The organism is Lentzea sp. DG1S-22, from assembly GCF_036321065.1.
GTDB classification, from domain to species: Bacteria; Actinomycetota; Actinomycetes; order Mycobacteriales; family Pseudonocardiaceae; genus Lentzea; species Lentzea jiangxiensis.
Window position 1 is genome coordinate 366,339 of sequence record NZ_CP143276.1, and the last position, 20,124, is coordinate 386,462.

24 protein-coding genes and 1 pseudogene are annotated in these 20,124 nt (G+C 71.9%); 13 read left to right on the top strand and 12 right to left on the bottom strand.

The genetic code is table 11. The features are described from left to right. Positions 1-18 precede the first annotated feature (18 nt). Positions 19-1,050 (bottom strand): NAD(P)/FAD-dependent oxidoreductase, encoded by a 1,032-nt coding sequence (locus V1227_RS01765; protein ID WP_329790636.1) that lies wholly within the window; start codon positions 1,048-1,050, stop codon positions 19-21. Between the two features lie 149 nt (positions 1,051-1,199). Here V1227_RS01765 and V1227_RS01770 point away from each other — a divergent pair, with 149 nt between their 5' ends. The 3 genes from V1227_RS01770 (at position 1,200) to V1227_RS01780 (ending at position 3,183) form a co-directional block, all read left to right on the top strand. Further along, positions 1,200-1,565, top strand: coding sequence for a hypothetical protein (locus V1227_RS01770; protein ID WP_329790637.1), 366 nt, complete (start codon positions 1,200-1,202; stop codon positions 1,563-1,565). Between the two features lie 226 nt (positions 1,566-1,791). Next, entirely contained in the window at positions 1,792-2,730 is a 939-nt protein-coding gene (locus V1227_RS01775; RefSeq protein ID WP_329790638.1) for a hypothetical protein, read from the top strand. Between the two features lie 324 nt (positions 2,731-3,054). Continuing rightward, a complete protein-coding gene (locus tag V1227_RS01780; protein WP_329790639.1) occupies positions 3,055-3,183 on the top strand; it encodes a hypothetical protein in 129 nt (42 codons plus the stop codon). Here the strand turns inward: V1227_RS01780 and V1227_RS01785 are convergent. From V1227_RS01785 to V1227_RS01810, 6 genes are all read right to left on the bottom strand, one after another. Next, complete coding sequence (locus V1227_RS01785) at positions 3,180-3,593, bottom strand: MarR family winged helix-turn-helix transcriptional regulator (RefSeq protein ID WP_329790640.1); 414 nt, start codon at positions 3,591-3,593, stop codon at positions 3,180-3,182. The two genes, V1227_RS01780 and V1227_RS01785, sit on opposite strands and share 4 nt — an antisense overlap. Before the next feature lie 78 nt (positions 3,594-3,671). Beyond that, positions 3,672-4,007 carry a VOC family protein gene (locus tag V1227_RS01790; protein ID WP_329790641.1) on the bottom strand — a complete coding sequence of 112 codons (336 nt, stop codon included), beginning with the start codon at positions 4,005-4,007 and terminating at the stop codon, positions 3,672-3,674. Positions 4,008-4,074: 67 nt separating this feature from the next. Then, a complete protein-coding gene (locus V1227_RS01795; protein ID WP_329790642.1) occupies positions 4,075-4,866 on the bottom strand; it encodes a hypothetical protein in 792 nt (263 codons plus the stop codon). Then, complete coding sequence (locus tag V1227_RS01800; protein ID WP_329790644.1) at positions 4,866-6,062, bottom strand: RNA polymerase sigma factor; 1,197 nt, start codon at positions 6,060-6,062, stop codon at positions 4,866-4,868. Before V1227_RS01800 ends, V1227_RS01795 begins: the two co-directional genes overlap by 1 nt. Next, entirely contained in the window at positions 6,059-6,430 is a 372-nt protein-coding gene (locus V1227_RS01805) for a YciI family protein (RefSeq protein ID WP_329790645.1), read from the bottom strand. The genes V1227_RS01800 and V1227_RS01805 overlap by 4 nt, the downstream gene beginning before the upstream one ends. 94 nt (positions 6,431-6,524) lie before the next feature. Then, entirely contained in the window at positions 6,525-6,812 is a 288-nt protein-coding gene (locus tag V1227_RS01810) for a muconolactone Delta-isomerase (RefSeq protein ID WP_329790646.1), read from the bottom strand. A gap of 384 nt (positions 6,813-7,196) precedes the next feature. Between V1227_RS01810 and V1227_RS01815 the strand changes: the two genes are divergently transcribed. From V1227_RS01815 to V1227_RS01825, 3 genes are read left to right on the top strand one after another with little or no spacing between them, the layout of a single operon-like run. Continuing rightward, positions 7,197-7,631: an XRE family transcriptional regulator gene (locus V1227_RS01815; protein WP_236223275.1), complete on the top strand. Its 435-nt coding sequence runs from the start codon at positions 7,197-7,199 to the stop codon at positions 7,629-7,631. Then, positions 7,628-8,137, top strand: coding sequence for a hypothetical protein (locus V1227_RS01820; RefSeq protein WP_329790647.1), 510 nt, complete (start codon positions 7,628-7,630; stop codon positions 8,135-8,137). The genes V1227_RS01815 and V1227_RS01820 overlap by 4 nt, the downstream gene beginning before the upstream one ends. 17 nt (positions 8,138-8,154) lie before the next feature. Further along, positions 8,155-9,306: an MAB_1171c family putative transporter gene (locus V1227_RS01825; RefSeq protein WP_329790648.1), complete on the top strand. Its 1,152-nt coding sequence runs from the start codon at positions 8,155-8,157 to the stop codon at positions 9,304-9,306. Here the strand turns inward: V1227_RS01825 and V1227_RS01830 are convergent. After that, the gene (locus V1227_RS01830) at positions 9,293-9,799 is read right to left on the bottom strand and encodes a DinB family protein (protein WP_329790649.1); all 507 of its coding nucleotides are present in this window, start codon (positions 9,797-9,799) and stop codon (positions 9,293-9,295) included. The genes V1227_RS01825 and V1227_RS01830 overlap by 14 nt on opposite strands. Before the next feature lie 125 nt (positions 9,800-9,924). Here V1227_RS01830 and V1227_RS01835 point away from each other — a divergent pair, with 125 nt between their 5' ends. The 6 genes and pseudogenes from V1227_RS01835 to V1227_RS01860 all read left to right on the top strand — a co-directional run bounded on the left by V1227_RS01835 (position 9,925) and on the right by V1227_RS01860 (position 15,433). After that, complete coding sequence (locus V1227_RS01835; RefSeq protein ID WP_329790650.1) at positions 9,925-10,791, top strand: RNA polymerase sigma-70 factor; 867 nt, start codon at positions 9,925-9,927, stop codon at positions 10,789-10,791. Positions 10,792-10,869: 78 nt separating this feature from the next. Then, positions 10,870-11,616 (top strand): SDR family oxidoreductase, encoded by a 747-nt coding sequence (locus V1227_RS01840; RefSeq protein ID WP_329790651.1) that lies wholly within the window; start codon positions 10,870-10,872, stop codon positions 11,614-11,616. A 146-nt stretch (positions 11,617-11,762) separates the two neighbouring features. Further along, complete coding sequence (locus V1227_RS01845) at positions 11,763-12,722, top strand: hypothetical protein (RefSeq protein ID WP_329790652.1); 960 nt, start codon at positions 11,763-11,765, stop codon at positions 12,720-12,722. 241 nt (positions 12,723-12,963) lie between these two features. After that, the gene (locus V1227_RS01850; RefSeq protein WP_329790653.1) at positions 12,964-13,932 is read left to right on the top strand and encodes an NAD(P)-dependent alcohol dehydrogenase; all 969 of its coding nucleotides are present in this window, start codon (positions 12,964-12,966) and stop codon (positions 13,930-13,932) included. A 42-nt stretch (positions 13,933-13,974) separates the two neighbouring features. Next, a pseudogene (locus V1227_RS01855) lies at positions 13,975-14,933 on the top strand (carboxylesterase family protein). Between the two features lie 53 nt (positions 14,934-14,986). Next, complete coding sequence (locus V1227_RS01860; protein ID WP_329790654.1) at positions 14,987-15,433, top strand: tetratricopeptide repeat protein; 447 nt, start codon at positions 14,987-14,989, stop codon at positions 15,431-15,433. Between the two features lie 41 nt (positions 15,434-15,474). Here the strand turns inward: V1227_RS01860 and V1227_RS01865 are convergent, their stop codons facing one another. Then, complete coding sequence (locus V1227_RS01865) at positions 15,475-17,094, bottom strand: SDR family oxidoreductase (protein ID WP_329790655.1); 1,620 nt, start codon at positions 17,092-17,094, stop codon at positions 15,475-15,477. A gap of 260 nt (positions 17,095-17,354) precedes the next feature. Between V1227_RS01865 and V1227_RS01870 the strand changes: the two genes are divergently transcribed. Further along, positions 17,355-17,966 (top strand): TetR/AcrR family transcriptional regulator, encoded by a 612-nt coding sequence (locus V1227_RS01870; protein ID WP_329790656.1) that lies wholly within the window; start codon positions 17,355-17,357, stop codon positions 17,964-17,966. Positions 17,967-17,972: 6 nt separating this feature from the next. Here the strand turns inward: V1227_RS01870 and V1227_RS01875 are convergent, their stop codons facing one another. The 3 genes from V1227_RS01875 to V1227_RS01885 all read right to left on the bottom strand — a co-directional run bounded on the left by V1227_RS01875 (position 17,973) and on the right by V1227_RS01885 (position 20,098). Then, the gene (locus tag V1227_RS01875; protein ID WP_329790657.1) at positions 17,973-18,911 is read right to left on the bottom strand and encodes a class I SAM-dependent methyltransferase; all 939 of its coding nucleotides are present in this window, start codon (positions 18,909-18,911) and stop codon (positions 17,973-17,975) included. 141 nt (positions 18,912-19,052) lie between these two features. After that, positions 19,053-19,901 (bottom strand): SGNH/GDSL hydrolase family protein, encoded by an 849-nt coding sequence (locus V1227_RS01880; protein WP_329790658.1) that lies wholly within the window; start codon positions 19,899-19,901, stop codon positions 19,053-19,055. Between the two features lie 62 nt (positions 19,902-19,963). After that, positions 19,964-20,098 (bottom strand): hypothetical protein, encoded by a 135-nt coding sequence (locus V1227_RS01885; RefSeq protein ID WP_329790659.1) that lies wholly within the window; start codon positions 20,096-20,098, stop codon positions 19,964-19,966. Positions 20,099-20,124: the final 26 nt, after the last annotated feature.

A 20,124-nucleotide genomic window follows, 5' to 3' on the forward strand; every position in this document is an offset into this window, starting at 1 on the left:
GCGCGTCCCCGGGCGGTGTCAGGTGAACAGGATCCGCTTCGCCACGGCCTTTCCCGGCGGGGTGCGCAGTGCGCTGAAGGCGAGCTCGGCGAGACCCGGCCCGCGCACGAGCGACAACCCGCGCCGCATCAGGGACCTGCTGCGGTACCGGCGCCGCAGGGCCGCCGCGTCGTAGTGCTCCAGCACGTACCTGTTGCCGCTGCGCAGGTAGTCGAACGTCACCGACGCGGCGAGCTCGGACATCCGCATGCACGGGTCGAGTCCGCCCGCCGTGAGCGGCGAGACCGCTCCGGCCGCGTCCCCGACCAGAAGGCCCCGCGGCGACACGATCCTGCGCAGCAGCCCGCCGACCGGGATCGGCCCGCCCCGGCGCTTGACCGGGCCGGCGGGCTCCGGTGCCGGGAAGCTGTCGCGGAAGCGCCGCAGCAGCTGGGGAAGCGGTGCGCCGAACCGGTCGGCGCGGCCCGCCAGCCCGACGTGCGCGTGTTCGCCGTCGTCGATGACCCAGGCGATGTAGCCGGGTGCGAGCCGGGGGTCGACCACGCAGTGGAACGTCGGCACCGACCCGGCCCTGACCGGGTAGACCTCCTCGATGCCGGTGATCAGCCGCCGGTTGACGTCGAGGCCGAGGGTCTTCGCCACGGTGGACCGCGCGCCGTCCGCGCCGATCGTGAAGCGCGCCTTCGTGGACCTCGCCGGGTAGCTCGCGTTGAGGCGGACCCGCGCGCCCGCGCGTTCGGCGTCGCGCACCGCGGCGGCGTAGATCCCCTCCATGTCACCGACGCGGAACTCGTCACGGGCGCTCACGAACTCGACCGGCTCCCGCAGGGAAGGCGGGTAGAGGAGTACGCGCCGCACCGCCGGCCCGAGGTGCGGCAGCTCGTAGTCGTCGAGCGTGCGCCGGACGAAGATGCCGGTGGTGCGGATGCCGGTCTCGAGGCTCGTCCTGCGCTCGCACACGGCCACGTCGAGCCCCGCGCCGGCGAGCAGCCGCGCGGTGTTGAGGCCGGCCAGCCCGGCGCCGACCACGAGCACGTCCACGGTGTCCATACCGCACGACGCTAGGTCCGCGCACGGCTGGATTTTTCGCCGACGGCCACACCTTCACCGGATCTGCACCGGATCTCCACAAGTGCGGCGAGGTACCGGAACGAACAGGGGGTGTTCCAGAAGGCCTTCCACAGGCGAGAATTACCCGTGTGGGGGATGTACACGGACGAACTGTCGAAAGCAGGGCCGGTGTAGCCGCCTTCCTGGCCGGGGTGTGGCTGGTCGCCGCGCCACCGGTGCTGCACTTCGGTGCTTCGCTGCACGCCTTCCGGCCGTACTGGTGGTCGATGGGCCTGGCCGTCGTCATCATGCTGCTCGGCATGGTGCGGGCGATGGCGCCGCTGGACGTGCCGTTCATCCAGCCGCTGACGATCGCGCTGGCCGGGTGGTTGATCGTCGTGGCGCTGCGACCGGCGGAAGGCGGCGTGTGGGCCGTTTGGCTCAACCAGCTCGTCGTGGCGGGCGTCATCGCGCTGTCCGCCGGAATCGCGTTGTTGATCAGCCTGCGCCGATGAGGTCGTGGTGCGGTCCGCGGTGCTCGTCGCCGTGTCGACCGGCCGCGGTCAGGCTTCGCGGACAGCACCGTGTAGGAGTCGGGTGGGGGTAGGCCTGATACACCCATCTTTTTCGCAGCCGAAGGTGAGGGATCGACCCTCATGCCATCGACGTCTGCGCAGGTCAAGCTTCTCCTACCGAAGGGGGCCGCGGGAGGTGGCCCCCTCCACAGGAGGCAGGAACCCCATGTTGCGCAAGGTCGTCATCGCCACCATCGCCACCGCCGCCGTCAGCTCCGTCGCCCTGCCCGGCCTCGCCGCCGCCGACCCGATCATCGGCACGCCGCCGCCGTGCGTGAAGATCGCCGACATCACCGGCCCCGACTTCGAGGTCAAGCAGTGCGCCGTCAGCGACGTCGACCAGTACCGCGCCGGCTTCGCGGCCAACGGCGGCACCCACTGCGGTCCGTCATCGCTCTACAACGTGCTGCACTACTGGGGGCACGAGAAGCAGGCACCGGTCGGCTGGCTCACCACCAAGGTCCGCGACCTCGACCCCAGGAACCCGGCCGACTACGGCATCGTCACCAACTCGATCGGTCGGATCGCCACGGATTCCAAGTGGAGCGTCGAGGACGGCACCTACTCGGGCAACCTGCGCACCGCGTGGAACATCGCCACCAAGCCCGCCCGGGACGCCGGGTGGTCCACGGCGACCGGCGGGATCAGTACCACCGCAGGCCCGGACTTCGCGGGTGACCTGGCCAAGAAGCTCAGCCAGGGCCCGGTGCAGATGTGGTACGGCCGCTACGTCGCCGGTCCGCAGAACAGCCTGAAGCGCGACGGCGGGCACCTCGTCACGGTGGTGTCGGCCAAGGGTTCGTTCGGCGGTGACTTCGTGCAGCTGCGGCTGGCCGACCCGGCCGAGGCGGCCGACCACGGCAAGCCGGGCTACCTCGACACGCAGTCCGCCTACGAGACCTTGGCCGTGACGTTGACGCGCCGGTCGGTCTACGAGTACCTGCCCGTGAAGGACGACGAGGCGACGCCGGTCGACGAGAGCCTGCAGCCCGGCACGTACCGCTCGGTCGAGCGCTGGGAGCTGTCCGGCACGGCGTACGCCGACCAGAACAAGCCTCTGGTCGAGGGCTTCAACTGGTTCACGATGTCCCCGCCGGTCGGCTGAGGCCTCGGATGCGCAGGCCCCGCTCGCCGAGCGGGGCCTCTCGCTGTCCCGGTGGGGTTCGGCCGAACAGCCAAGCCCTTGTTGCGGCGCTACCCGACCGAAGTGGAGCCGGATCTCCGCTCGGAACTCGAACCGGCCCGGCGACGGTCGTGGAGCTTGTTTCGCAACTTGGCGGCCGCTTCGGGGTCGAGCCTGCCCTCCGAGTCCTCGGGTTCGCCTCCTTCACCTGTTGCGGCTGTGTCCAGCGCCAGGCAGACCCACCACCGCGGCAGCACCAGGACGAGGAGTTGGCGGCCGAGATCGCGGATGTCCACACGACCTCCGGTGGCACCTACGGCTGCCGGCGGGTGCACGCGACTCTGCGCCACCGCCGAGACCCGGGAGCTCGTGCGGCAGTGGCTGACGCTCAAGGACTTCCTCGCCGCGCACCGCGACGAGATCGTGCTCGGCTAGTACGTGCGGGCGATCTCGTCGAACACGGCCTTGAACTCCGCGAACCGCTCGGCGCCGACGAGCTCGGCGAACCGCCGCTCGATCTCGCCGACGATCCTCTTGGCCAGCACCATCTCCTCGCGGCCCCGCGCGGTGGGCACGACGAGCTTCGCCCGGCGGTCCGCCGGATCCGGCTGGCGGACGACGTAACCGAGGGCCTCCAGCTCGTCGATCAGCGTGCCGATGACCTGCTTGTGCTGCCCGGAGCGTTCGGACAGCTCGCTCGCCCGGCTGCCGTCCACGCCGAGGTGGGCCATGACGGCGCCGTGCCGCGGGCGGAGCTGTCCGTGGCCCGACTCGGAGAGACGGGTGAAGAGCTCCTTCTGGAACCCGGAGAGCAGGTGCGCGGAAAGGACGCCGACGTCTGGCATGGCGACGATGGTAACGCGGCAGACGGGTCGTCCGATGAGGACGGACGGGTGGCCCGCCTCGCGGCGGGCCACCGGATGTCAGCCCTGCGGCTCGTACAGGCTGAACGGCGTGCCCTGGTCGTCGGTGCAGTGGGCGATGCGGCCGACCTCCGGCACCGCCTGGACGTCCTCGGCCTTGCCGCCCAGCTCGGCGACCCTGAGCACGGACGCGTCGATGTCCGCGGTGTGGAAGTAGATCCGCGGCTGGGTCAGCTGGGCGTCCCCGGCCGCGATGGCGCCGGCCGCGCCGTTGGTGATCACGTGGTAGTCCTCGCCCATCGGGCTGGTGTCCCAGCCGAACACCCCGGCGTAGAAGGCCCGCGCCCGCCCGGTGTCGTCGGCGGGCAGTTCGAACCAGTTGACCTGTCCGGACATCTCGATCGCTCCTTCGGCTCGGTCGGTGTTGTGAGCGGAGGACGAGCGGGGAGCCCGGAACTCGACATCAGGTCCGAAGATTTCTCCCGCCCTGGTCGAAGTGGTCGAGGGCGGCACCCACGGCGGCGGCGACGGTCACCTCGAAGACCTCGTCCTCGGTGTGCTCCCGTGCGAGCCGCGCCACGTCCTCGTCGGTGATCCGGTGGGAGGCCGACCGGACCGTTGCCGCGTAGGAACCCCACGCATCTCCGGCGGCCGCCGCACGGCGCAGTGCGACGGGCGTGCGGGCGGGGGTGTCCAGCACGGCACGGCGCAGCTCTTCGGGACCACCGGCGCCCGGACCGGTGAGAAGGCGCGGGAACCGGTAGCCGAACCTGTGCAGCGACCGGGTGCCCGACTCGAGCTGGCCCGGCCGCAGCGCGAACCCGAAAGCGTTCGCGAGCCGGTTCACCACGTGGAAGACCAGGCTGACGTCCAGCGCGTCCGCCAGAGCGGTCCGGGACACACCTCCGGGAGGGGACAGGGTCTCCAGGAACCGCGAGGCCGCGACGAGCTCGGGACGCGGCGGCGACGGGTCTCCGGCGATCTTCAGCAGCTCGGCGTGCGTGGCCGCGCAGAAGGGGCACCGCAGGCGCTCGGACGTGCTCCGCGCCAGGTACTCCCGTTCGCCCGCCGTCCAGGACGACGGCCCGCGCATCGTCCTGGCCGTGAGGTCGAGGAACACCGCGCCGAAGAACTCCGGGCGGTACAGCAGCGCCTTCGGCACGTCCGACATCGGAACGCCCGACACCAGCCTGCTGAAACCGAAGAACAACCGCACCGCCGGCCGGTGACCGCGGTCGAGCACGTCCAGCCTCATCAGGACACCTCCAGCGAACGCAGACGCCCGGTCAGAAAACGACGATCCGCCGCGTTCACCGCCAGCTCCAGCGCGGTCCGGTACGCCGCGGCGGCCTCGTCCCGCCGCCTCAGGCGCCGCAGCAGGTCGGCCCGGGCGGAGTGCAGCAGGTGGTACTCGGCGAGGCCGGTGATCCCGTCGATCAGCTCGAGCCCGGTGGCGGGACCGGCGGTCATCGCGACGGCGACCGCGTGGTTGAGCCGCACCACCGGAGTCGGTGCCACCACGAGGAGTTCGGCGTAGAGGGCGGCCACGCGGTCCCAGTCGACCGGGTCCTGCACGTGCAGGGCGGCGATCACGGCGTGCAGCACGTACGGGCCCGGCGAGCCGAACCGCAGCGCGCGGTCCAGCAGCGCCATGCCCTCGGCGATCTCGTCGGTGTTCCACAACGTGCGGTCCTGGTCCTCCAGCAGCACCACGTCACCGTCGGCGGACAGGCGGGCGGCGCTGCGCGAGTTGTGCAGCAGCATCAACGCCACCAGGCCGTGCGCCTCCGGTTCGTCGGGCATCAGGGTCGCCAGCAGCTTGGCCAGCCGCAGCGCTTCGAGCCGGAGCGAGGCGTCCGCGGTCGTGTAGCCGCGCGTGAAGACGAGGTACAGCACCGCGAGCACGCCCCGCAGGCGCTCGGGCAGCAGGTGGTCGGCGGGCACCTCGAACGTGATGCCGGCGTCGCGGATCTTGCGCTTGGCCCTGACCAGGCGCTGCGCCAGCGCGGGTTCGGCGACGAGGAACGTCCGGGCGATCTGCGCCGCCGTGAAGCCCGCCACCGCCTGCAGGGTCAGCGCCACCCGCGACTCCTCGGCGAGCGCGGGGTGGCAGCACGTGAAGATCAGGCTCAGCCGTTCGTCGCCGAGCGACACCAGCTGCTTCTCGCTCATCGTGACCGCCTCGGGTGCGGGAGCGGGCAGCTTCGCGCGCGCCATCCTGGCGTGGCGCAGGCGGTCGAGGGCGTGGTTGCGCGCGACGGTGAGCAGCCACGCGAACGGGTCGTCCGGCACCTGCGAGCGCGGCCACCTCCGCAGCGCCTGCGAGCACGCCTCCTGCAGCGCGTCCTCGGCCAGTTCGAAGTCGCCGAGGGCCCGCACGAGCGCCGCGAGCATCCTGGTCCGGTGCTCGCGGTACACGCGTTCGACCGCGGCCGACGCGAGGTCGCTCATGCCACCCCGTGGTTCAGCCCGGGGATGCGCTCGACGGGCCGCACCTCGACGGTGGCGCCGAACTGGGCCTGAGGCATCATCTCGGCGAGTTCCAGGGCCTCGTCGAGGTCGCGGCAGTCGAGCAGGTAGTACCCGCCGAGGTGTTCGTGCGTCTCGGCGAACGGCCCGTCGGTGAGCATCGCCCTGCCCTCCCGCACCCGCACGGTGGTCGCCGTGGTGACGGGTTTGAGCGGGTCGCCGGCCACGAACGCGCCCCGGCGGCGGCACTCGTCGGCGAACGCGTTGACGCGGGTCAGGATCTCCTCGAACCCCGGCTCACCGGGCTTCGGGCGGTCCTCGCAGTTGTAGATGAGGAAGATGTAGTGCATGCCGTGTCCTCCAGTCGTCGCTCCGAGGACGAACGAGGTCCAAGGAAGTCGACATTCGAGCACGCGGTCTTTCTCACGGCACGCCGAGCAGTGGTCAGGGCTGGGTCGCGAGGTCGGAGGGGTGCGTCGCGAGCGGGGTCACCTCGACCCGCATGAACTCCCACAGCGGTAACGACGACAGCAACGCGTGCAGCTCGTCGTGGGTGGGCACGTCGAAGATGCCGATGTCGCCGTACTGCCCGACCACGCGCCAGAGGTGGAGCCACACGCCCATCTTCTGCAGCTCCAGTGCGCGGTCCTTCTCGGCGCGCACCAGCTCGGCGCGGCGGTTCGGGTCCAGGTCGTGGGGCAGGGAGACGTCCATCCGCACGTGGAAGAGCACGATCACCTCCGGGTCTGGCCGCCGTCGTGGCGGCGATGCGGGTCGGCGGCCCTCTCGCACGGGCTGCGCCGTGATCAGGAATACCCTCCACGACCTCGATCGAAGCGACGGACGGCGGAGGTGAGCGCTGCGCAGCCGTGCGGTTCCACCGCGCAGTCGGCGCGGGGGCGGAGAAGTCGCTGACCCATGACGCCCGGCGCCGCGGCCGGGCGCTGACGAGCCGGTGGAGGGTGGACGCCAGGGAACGTCCGCCCTCCACACCCCCAGTTTCGGCGCCGTTGACGCCTGCTCATGATCATAAATCTGAGTTGACGCCACTCTCGCACGCGCCGGAAAGCGCGGTCAAGCGGATGCCGTGTGATCGCGGTCAACTAGGATGGGCGGGTGGTAGCCCAGGGGGAGCAGCCCGGCTCGCTGGCCGGGCGGCTGGATCGGCTGTTCAAGGCGGTGCGCCCGGCGGGTCAGCGCGAGTACACCTACGAAGAGGTGGCCGCCGCCATCCGCGAGGCCGGCATCTCGATCTCGCACACCTACGTCTGGCAGCTGCGCAAGGGTCTGCGCGACAACCCGACCAAGCGCCACCTCGAAGGTCTCGCGCACTTCTTCGGCGTGCCGACGTCGTACTTCCTCGACGACGACACCAGCGGCATCGAGGACCAGCTGGAGCTGCTGGTCGCGCTGCGCGACAGCGATGTGCGTTCACTGGCGTTGCGCGCGAACGGACTCTCGCCGGCGAGCATCAAGGCCGTGCTCGGGATGATCCAGCACGCCCGCTCGATCGAGGGCCTGCCGCCCGCCGGGGACGACGACGAGCCGTGACGGGGTGGGGCCGGCTGCGCAGGCGGGCGCGGGAGCGGCTCGCCGGGTTCGAGGTGCCCAGGCCGTTCTCGATCGAGGCCCTGCGCGCGCAGGTCGCCGCGAGTCGCGGGCGTGAGCTCCACCTGCACCCGCTGCCCCACACGGGCGCCGCGGACCTGCCGTGCGGGCTGTGGGTGTCGACGGCCGCGGCCGACCACGTCTTCCACGCGCGCGGCGCGTCCGCGCTGCACCAGCAGAACATCATCCTGCACGAGATCGGGCACATGCTCTGCGACCACACGCTCGCCCACGACGACAGCGGGCTCACCGCGCTGCTCGGTGACCTCGACCCGGCCGTCGTGCGGCGCGTGCTGCTGCGCACCCGCTACTCCACGCCCGAGGAGCAGGAGGCCGAGATGGTCGCCGCGCTCATCCGCGAGCAGGCGGGCTGGGGTGCCGCGCCGGTCCGCCCGGACGGGGCGCTGGGCGTGATCAACGACGTGTTCGGCCCATCGGGAGACGGCTAGTGCTCAGGTTTCCGTCCGTGGAGCTGCCCGCTCCGGTGTTCGCCGTGCTGGTGGTCGTCTGGGGCTTCGTCGTCTTCCGGCTGCGCACGATCAGCCGGTCCCCGCAGGACCGGGTGGTGGCGCTCGCGTTCCTGTGCTTCGCCGTGTCCGCCACGACCGTCGTGCGCGAGCTGCGGTACGCGATCGACCAGGTCACCGGCGTGCCGGATCTCGCGATCATGATCGGGCACCTCGCGGCGCTCGCGGGCGTCGCGTCCGTGCTGCGGTTCGGGCTGATGGTGACGGGCAGGCGCACCCGGCTGGTCACGGCGGGCCTGTGCGTCCTCGCCGGCGCCGCCGTGGTGATGACCGCGATGTTCCTGGTCGTGCCGCGGTCCCTGGAGGAACCGGACTTCGCCTACTGGCACCCGACGCACCCGGCGACGATCGTCTACCACCTGACGAACATCGCCGTCACGAGCGCGGGCATGGTCGCCGGAGCGGTGCTGCTGTTCCCGCTGTGGCGCCGCGAGGCCCGCGGACCTCTGCGGGTGGCGTTGTTCCTGCTGTGGCTGGCCTGCCTGGCGAACCTCGCCTACTCGGGCCTGCGGTGCTGGTACGTGGTGGCGTACGGCTTCGGGTTCGTGCCGCGCGGCACCCGGTACGTGACGTACGGGCAGATCACGGAGCTGACGCTGTTCCTGGGAATCCTGCTCGCCGTCACGGCCGGGCTGGTCCAGGTGGGCCTGAACGTCGCACGTTGGGTGCGGCGGCTGCGCGGGTACCGCCGACTGGGTCCGTTGTGGACGGAGCTGGTCGAGGCGGTGCCCTCGGTGGTGCTCGGAGCGCCGCCGCGCTGGTTCGCCGGGTCACTGGAGCTGCGGCTGTACCGGCGGACCGTGGAGATCCGCGACGCCCAGCTGGAGCTGTCCGGCCGGGTCTCGCCGGACACGCGGGCCTTCGCCGGGGTGGAGCTGGAGGAGGCGGGCGTCGTCGAACCGCTGGCACTGGACGCGTGCGTGCTGCGGATCGGCCTGCTGTCTCCGCCGGCGCTGCACCCGGCGGAGACCTCCGCGTGGTCGGCGGCGTCCGATGTGGACGCCGAGGTGGCCGATCTGCTGGCACTGCAACGGCATCTGCGCGACCCGGCCGTCGTGGCGGCGGCGGGGCGCAGCCTCACGCCCCGGTGACGCCGTCGATCCCCTCGCGCAGGAAGTCCGCGTGGCCGTTGTGCCGCGCGTACTCGTGGCACAGGTGGTTCATCACGAGCCGCAACGACACCTCCTCGCCCCACCGCGGCTGGTAGCCCGTCACGTCGAGCGACTCGGCCTCGCGTTCGATGCGGCGCGAGTGCTCGACCTCGGCCTGCCACGCGGCGAACGCCTCGGACCTCGTCGACCCCGAGGCGTCGTAGGCCACCTGGTAGTCGCCCTCGTCCGACCACACCAGCGGGAGGTCCTCGCCGTTGATGACCTTGCGGAACCACGTCCGCTCGACCTCGGCCATGTGGCGGACCAGCCCGAGCAGCGTGAGCGTGGACGGCGGCATGGAGCGGCGGCGCAGGTCGTCGTCGGACAGGCCGTCGCACTTCATCGCGAGAGTGGCGCGGTGGAAGTCGAGGAACCCGCGCAGGGTCTCGCGTTCGCCCGCCCGGAGCGGAGGACTGGGACGATCGGTGATCATCGAGCCAGTCTGCGCACGAAAGGGGTCACGCGCATCCGGATTCGGTGCGTGCCGTCCGTGCGAGGCGCCACAGCACACCTCTCTCCGAACGGCGCTAACGTTGCCGCGGAGAGAGGGGCGTGCTGATGTCGCAGCAGCTGGACCGGGCCGAGTCGGCGTTCGCGGCGGCGAGGCCCAGGCTGTTCGGCATCGCGTACCGCATGACCGGCAGCGTGACCGACGCCGAGGACCTGGTGCAGGAGGTGTGGCTGCGCTGGCAGCTCGCCGACCGCTCGGCCGTGCGCAACCCCGAGGCGTACCTGGCCACCGCCATCACCCGGCTCGCGATCAACGAGTCGCAGACCGCGCGGGCCCGCCGCGAGACCTACGTCGGCCCGTGGCTGCCCGAGCCGGTGGACACCTCGGCGGACCCGCAGGTCGGGGCCGAGCAGGGCGCGGTGCTGGAGCTCGTGGTGCTGATGCTGCTGGAGAAGCTCACCCCGACCGAACGCGCCGCATACGTGCTGCGCGAGGCCTTCGACTACCCGTACGGGGAGATCGCCGAGATCGTGCGGACCAGCGAGGCCGCCGCGCGGCAGCTGGTCAGCCGGGCGCGCAAGCACCTCGCGGCCGGGCGGCGCGCGCCCGTCGACCGGGCGGACCAGCGCAGGCTGCTGGAGGCGTTCGTCGCCGCCGCGCAGGCCGGTGACCTGGCGGCGCTCGAGGAGCTGTTCGCCAAGGACGTCGTGAGCTACTCCGACAGCAACGGCGCCATCAGGGCGGCCGGGCGCCCGCTGGTCGGCGCTGCCTCGCTGGCCAAGATCGTGCCCGGCTGGGCGCCGTCGTTCTGGGCGGGCGCGGAGGCGTCGTTCGTCGAGGTGAACGGCCTCGCCGCGATCCGGCTGCGCAACGAGAGCGGCACCTACGCCGTGATCACCGTGACGGCCTCGCGAGAGGGCATCGACCAGGTGTTGTGGCTGGTCAACCCCGAGAAGCTGAAGGCGTTCCGGTAAGCCTGTCACAACCGCGGGGGCTGTCCTGTCTCAGCTCGTGAACACCCGCACGGGGCGGGCTCACGAGAGGGACGGACCATGAGGATCGTAGTCATCGGCGGCACGGGCTTGATCGGCAGCCAGGTCGTGAAGAGGCTCGCCGAGCACGGCCCCGACGCCGTGCCCGCGTCCCCGGACAGCGGCGTGAACACGCTCGCCGGAGAGGGCGTCGAGGAGGTGCTGAAGGGCGCCGACGTGCTGGTCGACGTGTCGAACTCGCCGTCGTTCGCCGACGACGACGTCATGGACTTCTTCACCACCGCCACGACCAACCTCACCAAGGCGGCCACCGAGGCGGGGGTGGGCCACTACGTCGCGCTGTCGATCGTCGGCGCGGACGAGCTGCCCGAGTCCGGCTACCTGCGCGCGAAGGTGGCGCAGGAGGAGCTGGTCCGCGAGTCGGGCCTCACGTTCTCGATCATCCGCGCCACCCAGTTCTTCGAGTTCGCGGGCGCCATCGCGAACTCCGCCGAGGTCGACGGCACCGTGCACCTCCCGCACGGTGGCGTGCAACCGGTCGCGGCCTCCGACGTCGCCGCGGTGGTGGCCCGGACCGCCGCCACCGAGCCGGTCGCCGGCGTGCTGGAGATCGGCGGGCCGGAGGAGTTCACAATGGACGGTTGGATCCGCACCGTGCTGACGCACCGCGGTGACGAGCGCGAGGTCGTGGGTGACCTGCGGGCCGAGTACTTCGGGACGTCGCTGACGGGCAGGCAGCTGGTTCCGGGCGAGGGTGCGCAACTGCAGCCGACCAGTCTGGCGGAGTGGCTGGCCGCCGGGAACTGAGCCTCGTGCGAAGGGCGCGGCTCCTGGTCGCGCCCAGGGCTCCGTCCACATCGGACTTGCTGCGGAACGTGGGTGGAAGCCCTGGTCACGACGATCTCCCCGCTGGTAGGGTCGACCCCGTTGACTCACAGATCTGGGGGGATGAGATGAGTCGTGTTCTCGGCATTGCGCTGTCCACAGCGTTGTTCGTGTCAGTCGCGTCGGCACCGGCACACGCGGCCACCACCGTGACGGAGCTCGACAGGCTTCCCGGCGCCACGGCGCACCAGGCGGAGGCGGTCAACGACGCGGGCGTCGCGGTCGGCACCGCGACGGTCGGCGGTCAGATCCGCGCGGTGAGGTGGGAGGCGGACGGCGGGATCAGGGACCTCGGCGGCCCCGCGGGCGCGCCGGACATCAGGGCGAAGGCGGTCAACAACGCCGGCGTCGTCGCCGGTCAGGTGGGGACCAAGGCCGCGCTGCGGTTCGACCTCGACGGGACGCACACGGTCCTGAGCACACCTCCCGAGCGCTACACCGCGGTCACCGGGATCGACGACACCGGCGTGGTCTACGGCTACTACCTCGACTCGGTGAAGCTGACCGAGTGGGTCGCGGTCCGCTGGGACGTCCACGGCGTGCCGAGCCCGTTGGCGGTGCCGGCGGGCACCCGCTTCAGCCAGGTGAACTCGGTGTCGGCCAACGGTTTCGCGACCGGCTGGATCGACGACGGAGCGACCAGGGCGGTTCGCTGGAACCCCGACGGCTCGTACACCCTTCTCGACTCGTCGTGGAGCCGTTCCTCCAAGGGGACGGGCGTGAACAAGCACGGCGACGTCGTCGGGGAGTCGGAGGGGCGCTCGGTGCGCTGGAACCGCAACGGTTCCACCGCCGAGTTCAGCGGCAACGGCCGCGCCGCGTGGATCGACGACAGCGGTTCCGTCGTCAGCACGGTGAACTCCAAGCCCTACCGGTGGAATGCCGCCGGTGAGCGGAGCGCCCTGCCGTTGCCCGCGGACACCTACATCGGCAGGGTGACGGCGGTCAACGGCGGTGGTGTCGCCGTCGGCTCCGCCGGGGACGCGGACGAGATCGCCAGGACCGCGGTCAGGTGGACCGCGGGCTGAGCCGGGTGGCTGGAACTTCGCGTCGCGCAACTGCCGGCGCGAAGTCACCCCGACCTTGCCGACGAGAACTGGCCCGAGTGGTATGCCGAGTACCTGGTGAAGGAGCAGACGGGCGACCAGCTGCCGCTGTAGTCCCCGCGCTCCTGTGTCCGGAGGAGATCCGGGCTCGCCGTAGGGGTCGTCCCCGATGTGGCCGGGACCCTTCGCCGCTTACCTTTCTGCGCAAGCGAGGGAGGCCGCGATGAAGGCGATCGTCCAGGACAGGTACGGCTCCGCGGACGTGTTGGAGCTCAGGGAGGTCGAACGGCCGGTGCCCGGCGACGGCGAGGTCCTGGTGCGGGTGCGGGCGTCGTCGGTCAACGCCGCGGACTGGCACATCATGCGCGGTGACCCGTACTTCGCGCGGCTGTTCCTCGGGTTGAAAGCGCCGAAGACGCGCATCCGGGGGATGGACTTCGCGGGGGTGGTCGCGGAGGTCGGGCCCGGTGTCAGCGGGATGCTGCAGGTGGGGGACGAGGTGTTCGGCGAGGTCGAGGGATCCTTCGCCGAGTACGTCCGCGTGCCGGCGCACCTGGTGGAGCACAAGCCGTCGAACCTGACGTTCGAGCAGGCGGCGACGCTGCCGTTGGCGGGCAACACCGCGTGGACCGGCCTGCGCGAGGTGCGGGCCGGGCAGAAGGTGCTGATCAACGGCGCGTCGGGCGGAGTGGGGCTGATGGCGGTGCAGATCGCCAAGGCGCGCAAGGCGGTCGTGACCGGCGTGTGCAGCACGCGCAACGTCGAGCAGGTGCGGTCGGTCGGGGCCGACCACGTCGTCGACTACCGGAGCACCGACTTCACCCGCACCGGCGAGCGCTACGACGTCGTCTTCGACCTGGTGGGGAACCGGTCGATGCGCGAGCTGCGGGGGCTGCTCGCGCCCGACGGCACGCTGGTGCTCTCGGGTGGGGGCAGCTTCACCGGCGGGGTGCTGTTCGGGCCGTACCGGCTCATCATCGGGGGCAAGCTGCTCGGCTCGTTCACCCGGCAGCGGCTCGTGGTGCTGGAAGCCAAGCCCAGCAAGGAGAACCTCGCGGCGCTGCGGGACCTCGCCGAGTCGGGACGGCTCGTGCCGGTGATCGAGCGGATCTACCCGCTCACCGACGCCCCGGCCGCGATCCGGCACGTCGAGTCGGAGCACGCGCGGGCCAAGGTCGTCGTGACGGCCTGATCGGCCGGAACTGTTCGTGGTGCGGTCGAAGCGGGCACGGCGGTGTTCCGCGGCATCCCGTTCGCGACGCTGCCGGTGCGGTTCGGCGCACCTGCAGCGGTCGAGGCGTGGGGCGGTGTGCGGGACGCGCTCGCGTTCGGTCCGCCGCCACCGCAGCCCTCGGTGTTCGGCATGGACGAGCTCGGCGGCAGCGGCGACGACTGGCTCACGGTGAACGTGTGGCCGCCGGACGTCACGCCTCGTTGCCGGTCATGGTGTGGATCCAGGGTGGCGCCTACCTCTTCGGCACGTCCGGTCTGCCCGAGTACGACGGCGCGCGGCTCGCGTCCGGCGGCGTCGTGGTGGTGACGTTCCACTACCGCGTCGGCATCGAGGGTTTCGCGCAGCTGGAGGGCGCCCCGCCGAACCGCGGCCTGCTGGACCAGGTGGCGGCGCTGGGGTGGGTGCGCGCGAACGTCCGCGCGTTCGGCGGCGACCCGGACCGCGTGACGGTCTTCGGGCCGTCGGCCGGCGGCGGATCGGTCGCCGCGCTGCTCGCGATGCCCCGCGCGCGGGGCCTGTTCCACCGGGCGGTCGCGAGCAGCGTGCCGGGCACGTTCTTCACGCCCGAACTCGCTTCCGACATCGCCGGGGTGTGCGCCGCCGAACTGGGCCTGCGTCCCACCGCAGGGGATCTGTCCACTGTGGATCCGGAGCTGCTGCCGGCCGTGTGCGACGAGGTCATGTCCAAGATGGACCGATTCACCGGGCGGTGGGGACAGGCCGCCCACAAGATGATCCCGTTCGCCCCGGTGGTCGACGGCGAGGTCCTGCCGGTGACGCTGTCGGACCGCATGCGGTCCGCGTGGACGGCGTTCGCGCGCACCGGCGACCCGGGCTGGCCGGCCTACGGCGCCGACCGGCTCACGCGGGTGTTCGACGCGCGGGACGAGGTGCGCGCCTACCCGGAGGAGGTCTCGCGGCGGATCTGGCGGCACCACACCTTCCGCGCGCTGCGGTGAGGGAATACCTGCCGGTGCGCGGCGTTGTACGCGTCCGGAAGGGAGGTTCTGCAATGGGGAACGAATTCGCGGTGCACGACAGCACGGGTTACGACTTCAACGCGTACCACCGCAACGGTGAGGTGGCGGCGGATCGCTGGGTGACGGCGACGCGCCTGTTCGACGCGGACCACGTCGAGACGCCGGCCGAGAAGTGGGAGCGCGCACAGCTGCTGTTCGAGGCGCGCGACTACATCGGGGCCGCGCGGCTGCTCGCGTCGGTGGCCGGGGAGGTGCCGTTCCAGACGGACCTCCACCTGCTGCTGGCCCGCGCCTACTACCACTCGGCGCAGCTGGGCAAGGCCGAGGCGACGCTCCGCGTGGTCGTGGACCGCGACCCGGTCGAGCACTACGCCCACCTGCTGCTCGGGCGGACGCTGGAGCGGCAGGGACGGCCGGAGGAAGCCGCGCCCTGGCTGCGGCTCGCCGCCGCGTTCGGCGGGGAGCTGCCCGAGGTCTGACCTGGCGGTGTGGCTCGGCGACGTGCCGGGCCACACCACGACTAGCCGAGGTCGAGCTTGGCGAACGTCCGCAACAGCCCCGGCGCCACCCGGCCGGCGATCCGCGCGGCCTTCGCCTCGACCGTCACCGGCACCACCGGGCGGTTGCGGCGCACCGCCCGCACGATCTCGGCGGCCACGCCCTCGGGACCGAAGCCGCGCCGGGCGTAGAGCCGGGACGCGCGGTCCTGCGCGCGGCGTTCCTCCTCGGCGCTGACGCCGGAGAACGTCGTGGTGGCGGTGATGTTCGTGTTCACCACGCCGGGGCAGATCGCGCTGACGCCGATGGCGTGCGGGGCGAGTTCGGCGCGCAGGCACTCCGAGAGCATGAACACCGCAGCCTTGCTCGTGGCGTACGCGGAGAGGTTCTTCGACGGCAGGTAGGCCGCCGCCGAGGACAGGTTCACGATGTGGCCGCCCTCTCCGCGTTCCACCATCAGCTCGCCGAACGCCCGGCAGCCGTGCACGACGCCCCAGAGGTTGACGTCCAGCACCCGCCGCCACTGCTCCGTGGACGTCGACAGGAACGACCCGGAGTGGCCGATGCCGGCGTTGTTCACGACGACGTCCGGCACGCCGTGCTCGTCCGCGACCTGCCGCGCCCACGCCCGCACGGCCTCTTCGGAGCGGACGTCGACCTCGTAGGCGTGGCCGTCGACCATGCCCGCGGTCTCCTCCGCCGCGGCGATGTCCACATCGGACACGACCACGCGGGCGCCCGTGGCCGCGAACGCCACGGCCGTCGCCCGGCCGATCCCGCTGCCACCGCCGGTGATCACGACCAGCCGCCGCGGGGGAGTGGCGTCCTCGACGAACTCGGAGATCATGCGAGCGAGCTGGTCCGGGTGGGTGAGCGGTGCCCAGTGCCCGGCCACGATCCTGCGCCGCCGCAGGGACGGCACCCAGCGTTCGAGGTCGAGCGGCTCGGTGCGGATGTAGCGGTCGCGGGTCGGCTGGACCACCTGCACCGGCATCGGTGCGCGGCGCTGCCGCGGTGAGCGCATCACGGGGCGGATGTTCGCGCGGTACAACGAGAGCCCGTTCACCGCGTCCGAGGCGATGGTCGGGGCGGGGTCGGTGCGGACGCCCTCCAGCCGCCGCAGCACGTCTCCCCAGCGGCGCGCGAGGTACAGGCGCCAGAACAGCGGCGCGAGCACCGGCACGTGGAACGCGCCGATGTACCAGGAACGGAGGAACTGCCTCAGGTGGGCGAGCGACAGGGCTCCGCGCGACCAGTGGCCCATGTGGTCGAGGCACGGCCCGGAGATCGAGGTGAACGTCGCGATCCGCGCGCCGGGGGTGGTGACGGCCTCCCACGACTGGATCGAGCCCCAGTCGTGCCCGACCAGGTGCACCGGTTCGTCGGGGCTGACCGCGTCGATCACGGCGAACAGGTCCGCGGCGAGCTGTCCGAGGCGGTAACCGTCCTGTGTGGATGGTGCGGTCGAGGCCCCCGCGCCGCGCACGTCGTAGGTGACGACGCGGAAGTCCCGCTCCAGCACGGCGGCGACGCGGTCCCAGACGGCGTGGGTGTCCGGATACCCGTGCACCAGCACCACCGTCGGCCCGGACGTGCCGCGCACCTGCACGGCGAGGTCGACTTCCCCGGAACGCACCTTCACGGTTCCTCCATCACGAGCCGGTCACCGGTGGGCCTGTCCACGTCGCACGTGCCGCGGAACCCCTGGCGGAGCCGACCGGTCGGCGGGCACGTCGAGGGATACCCCGCTGCGGCGCGGTTCGACCGTGAACGGGTGGACGTCCACCGGGAGCCGCGCCCGAGGGGCCCGAGGATTTGCCGGAACACGTGCACCGCCTCCTGCCCGCATTGCTACGCGCCCGTAGCTTTGTGAAAGCTACGCCACCGTAGCAATATGGCCCGGTGAGCACAACGCGCCGGAAGTACGCCCGCCGCCTGCCGCCGGGGGAGCGCCGCGAGCAGCTGCTGGACGCCGCCCTGCGCCTGATCCCGGCGGGCTTCGGCACCGTCACGATGGAGGCGGTCGCGAAGGAGGCGCAGGTCACCAAGCCCGTGCTCTACGACCTGTTCGCGAACAGGGGAGAGCTCATCAGCGCGCTGCTGGAGCGCGAGGCGGGCAGGGCGACGGACCAGGTCCTCGCCGCCCTGCCCACGGACTTCGCCACGCGCTCGCCGGACGACGCCTTCGCCGACGCCGTCCGCGCCTTCGTGCACGCGGTCGTGGAGGCGCCCGACCGGTGGCGTCTCGTGCTGCTGCCGCCCGAGGGCACGCCGGCGGAGTTCCGCGCCCAGGTCGAGCTGGTGCGCGCGGGGGTCGTCGCCCAGGTCGAGGACCTCGCCGCCCTGGGCCTCGAGGAGCTCGGCGGCCTGGACGACCTCGACTCGGCGTTGCTCGGGCACGCGATGCTGGCGCTCGCGGAGATGTCCGGGCGGCTCGTGCTGACCGACCCGGGCAGGTTCACACCGGACCGGCTGGTGGCCTTCGTGACCCGGATCGCGCACGGACTCCGTTGAGCGGCGTCAGCGCACCCGTGCGTGCGTGAGCAGCGCGAGCCCGGTCGGGTCTTGGGTCACCGACACGTCGCACCTCGGCAGCAGCGCGCGCACGGCCTGCTCGTCGCGCTCGATCACCTGCCAGTCCATCAGGTACTCCAGCGGCCACCGGAATTCGTTGCCGGGAACCGTGCCGGCGAAGTAGACCGTGCTGCCGGGCCGGGTCAGCTTGGTCAGCACGGCCTCGGTCAGCCGCACGGCCGCGCGGTCGTTGAGGTAGCCGTACAGGCCGTTGGCGAGCACGAGGTCGTACGGTCCCTGCTCGGCGAGCTTGGGGATCGCGCGGAAGATGTTGCCGGGGACCGCGGTCGTGAACTCGTTGAGCGGGCCGAGCCGCTGCTGCGCCAGCTCCAGCGCGTCCGGGTCGACGTCGGTGAGCACGAACCGGTCGCCGGGCCGCACGATGCCGGGCGGGAGGGTGCGCAGGTCGGGCGCGGCACCGGAGTCGATCACCAGGATCCTCCGCGGGCCGGAGCGCGGCGCGGTGAGGCAGTCGCCGATCAGCCGGGCCTGGTGCACCACCCGGTTGCGCAGCTGCTGGGCCAGCGCCGAGCGCTGCAGCTGGGCCTCGACGTGCCAGCCGAGCGTGCCCGGCGCGCCGCCGTTGGCCTGGGCGAGGACGTGCTCGACGAGCCGGAAGTCGCTCGGGTAGCCGCGCGCCCACTCGTTCTCGTCGCGCATGAACGGCGAGCGCGCACACGCCGACTTCGCGGGCTGGACGATCGCGGCGACGTCCTCCTCGGGCACGCCCGCGAGGACGGTGGCGCCGATCTGGTCGCCCAGCGCGCGGAAACGGCCGCCGACCAGGCCGTTGGCGGCGGGATCGGTGAGGTCGAACTCCTTCTCACTGCGCAGGAAGCCGTCCACGGTGTCGCTGAGGCGGTGCAGGACATCGGTGCTGTGCATCGTCACTTCCTCGCTGCGGCAACGGTTCCGAAGCCTGTCAGCTGCGGCGGCCGCACGACAGGGTCTTTCGGGTAGTACGGGCAAGATCCTGCACCGGTTCGGGTGAAGATCACCAACTGGACGCGCCGGACCTGCGCGTCCTCATCGGCTCGCGGCCGTGACGGCGTCCGCGATGGCCTGGTGGCCCGCGGGCGTCGGGTGCACGTCGGTGCGGTCGCAGAAGTAGGTGAGCGAGCACACCTTGGCGACCGAGCCCGGGATCTGGCCGTACTTCGGGTCCGGGGTCAGCTCGGTCAGCGCGCCGTAACCGCCGGTCGCGGTCGTGACGTCGGCGAACCGGGCCCCGAACTTCCCGTACTGGGCCGCGATCCGCGAGTTGAAGTCCTGGAACATCGTGACCGACAGCCGGGCGAGGTTCTTGCCGTTGGGGAACGACGGGTTCACCCACGCGCCGAGGAAGACGTCCGGGTAGGTCAGGCCGACGATCTTCACGTCCGGCGCGGCCGCCCGCAGCTCGGTGAGCACGCCGGCGACGTTGGTCTGGATGCCGGCGACGGTCCTGGTCGCGCACTCGACGGGGTCCTGGACGATCGCGCACGGCGTCAGGTCGTTGCCGCCGATCACGATGGTGACGAGGTCGACGTTCCCGCCCTTCAGCGTCTCGGTCGCGGCGTCGAGCTGGGTCTTGCCGCCGGCGTCCGGCCCGCAGGCCGTCCTGGTGGCGAGGTCGGCGGACGTGGCGCCGTCGCAGGCCAGGTTGACGAGCCGCAGCCCGGCCGTCTCGGCGACGATCTGGGCGAAGCTCGTGTTCTTGCCGCCCGGCGCGAAGCCGGTGGCGTAGGAGTCGCCGATCGAGAGGTGGATCTTCTTCTCCTGCGCGGGCGCCGGCGCGCTGCCGTCCGGCGCCGGTGGGGAGGCGGGCGGTGGCGGGGTCGAGGTGCACGCCGCCAGCGCTGTCAGCAACGCCACGACCAGGGTGAACCTCGGCACAACCGCTCCTTCGCATCGGAAGCTGATGTGCCGAGGTTACGAGATCGCCCGTGAGGGTCGTGTCAGCGGAGGCCCCGCAGCCGGCCGAGCGCGGCCGGTGGCAGTGCGGCGACGGTGAAGGCGAACACCCGAAGCAGGTCGCCCCTGTTCGTGGCGAGCGTGGGCCGCGACAGCCGGATCACGTCCGCCGCGGCCATCGGGTCGCGGGTGGTGCGGGGCCTGC

What these genes read in the sequence shown, in the direction of transcription:
- V1227_RS01765 (WP_329790636.1), bottom strand. Translation starts at nt 1,050, where the DNA reads ATGGACACCGTGGACGTGCTCGTGGTCGGCGCCGGGCTGGCCGGCCTC.
- V1227_RS01775 (WP_329790638.1), top strand. Translation starts at nt 1,792, where the DNA reads ATGTTGCGCAAGGTCGTCATCGCCACCATCGCCACCGCCGCCGTCAGC.
- V1227_RS01785 (WP_329790640.1), bottom strand. Translation starts at nt 3,593, where the DNA reads ATGCCAGACGTCGGCGTCCTTTCCGCGCACCTGCTCTCCGGGTTCCAG.
- V1227_RS01790 (WP_329790641.1), bottom strand. Translation starts at nt 4,007, where the DNA reads ATGTCCGGACAGGTCAACTGGTTCGAACTGCCCGCCGACGACACCGGG.
- V1227_RS01795 (WP_329790642.1), bottom strand. Translation starts at nt 4,866, where the DNA reads ATGAGGCTGGACGTGCTCGACCGCGGTCACCGGCCGGCGGTGCGGTTG.
- V1227_RS01800 (WP_329790644.1), bottom strand. Translation starts at nt 6,062, where the DNA reads ATGAGCGACCTCGCGTCGGCCGCGGTCGAACGCGTGTACCGCGAGCAC.
- V1227_RS01805 (WP_329790645.1), bottom strand. Translation starts at nt 6,430, where the DNA reads ATGCACTACATCTTCCTCATCTACAACTGCGAGGACCGCCCGAAGCCC.
- V1227_RS01830 (WP_329790649.1), bottom strand. Translation starts at nt 9,799, where the DNA reads ATGATCACCGATCGTCCCAGTCCTCCGCTCCGGGCGGGCGAACGCGAG.
- V1227_RS01835 (WP_329790650.1), top strand. Translation starts at nt 9,925, where the DNA reads ATGTCGCAGCAGCTGGACCGGGCCGAGTCGGCGTTCGCGGCGGCGAGG.
- V1227_RS01840 (WP_329790651.1), top strand. Translation starts at nt 10,870, where the DNA reads ATGAGGATCGTAGTCATCGGCGGCACGGGCTTGATCGGCAGCCAGGTC.
- V1227_RS01845 (WP_329790652.1), top strand. Translation starts at nt 11,763, where the DNA reads ATGAGTCGTGTTCTCGGCATTGCGCTGTCCACAGCGTTGTTCGTGTCA.
- V1227_RS01850 (WP_329790653.1), top strand. Translation starts at nt 12,964, where the DNA reads ATGAAGGCGATCGTCCAGGACAGGTACGGCTCCGCGGACGTGTTGGAG.
- V1227_RS01860 (WP_329790654.1), top strand. Translation starts at nt 14,987, where the DNA reads ATGGGGAACGAATTCGCGGTGCACGACAGCACGGGTTACGACTTCAAC.
- V1227_RS01875 (WP_329790657.1), bottom strand. Translation starts at nt 18,911, where the DNA reads ATGCACAGCACCGATGTCCTGCACCGCCTCAGCGACACCGTGGACGGC.
- V1227_RS01885 (WP_329790659.1), bottom strand. Translation starts at nt 20,098, where the DNA reads ATGGCCGCGGCGGACGTGATCCGGCTGTCGCGGCCCACGCTCGCCACG.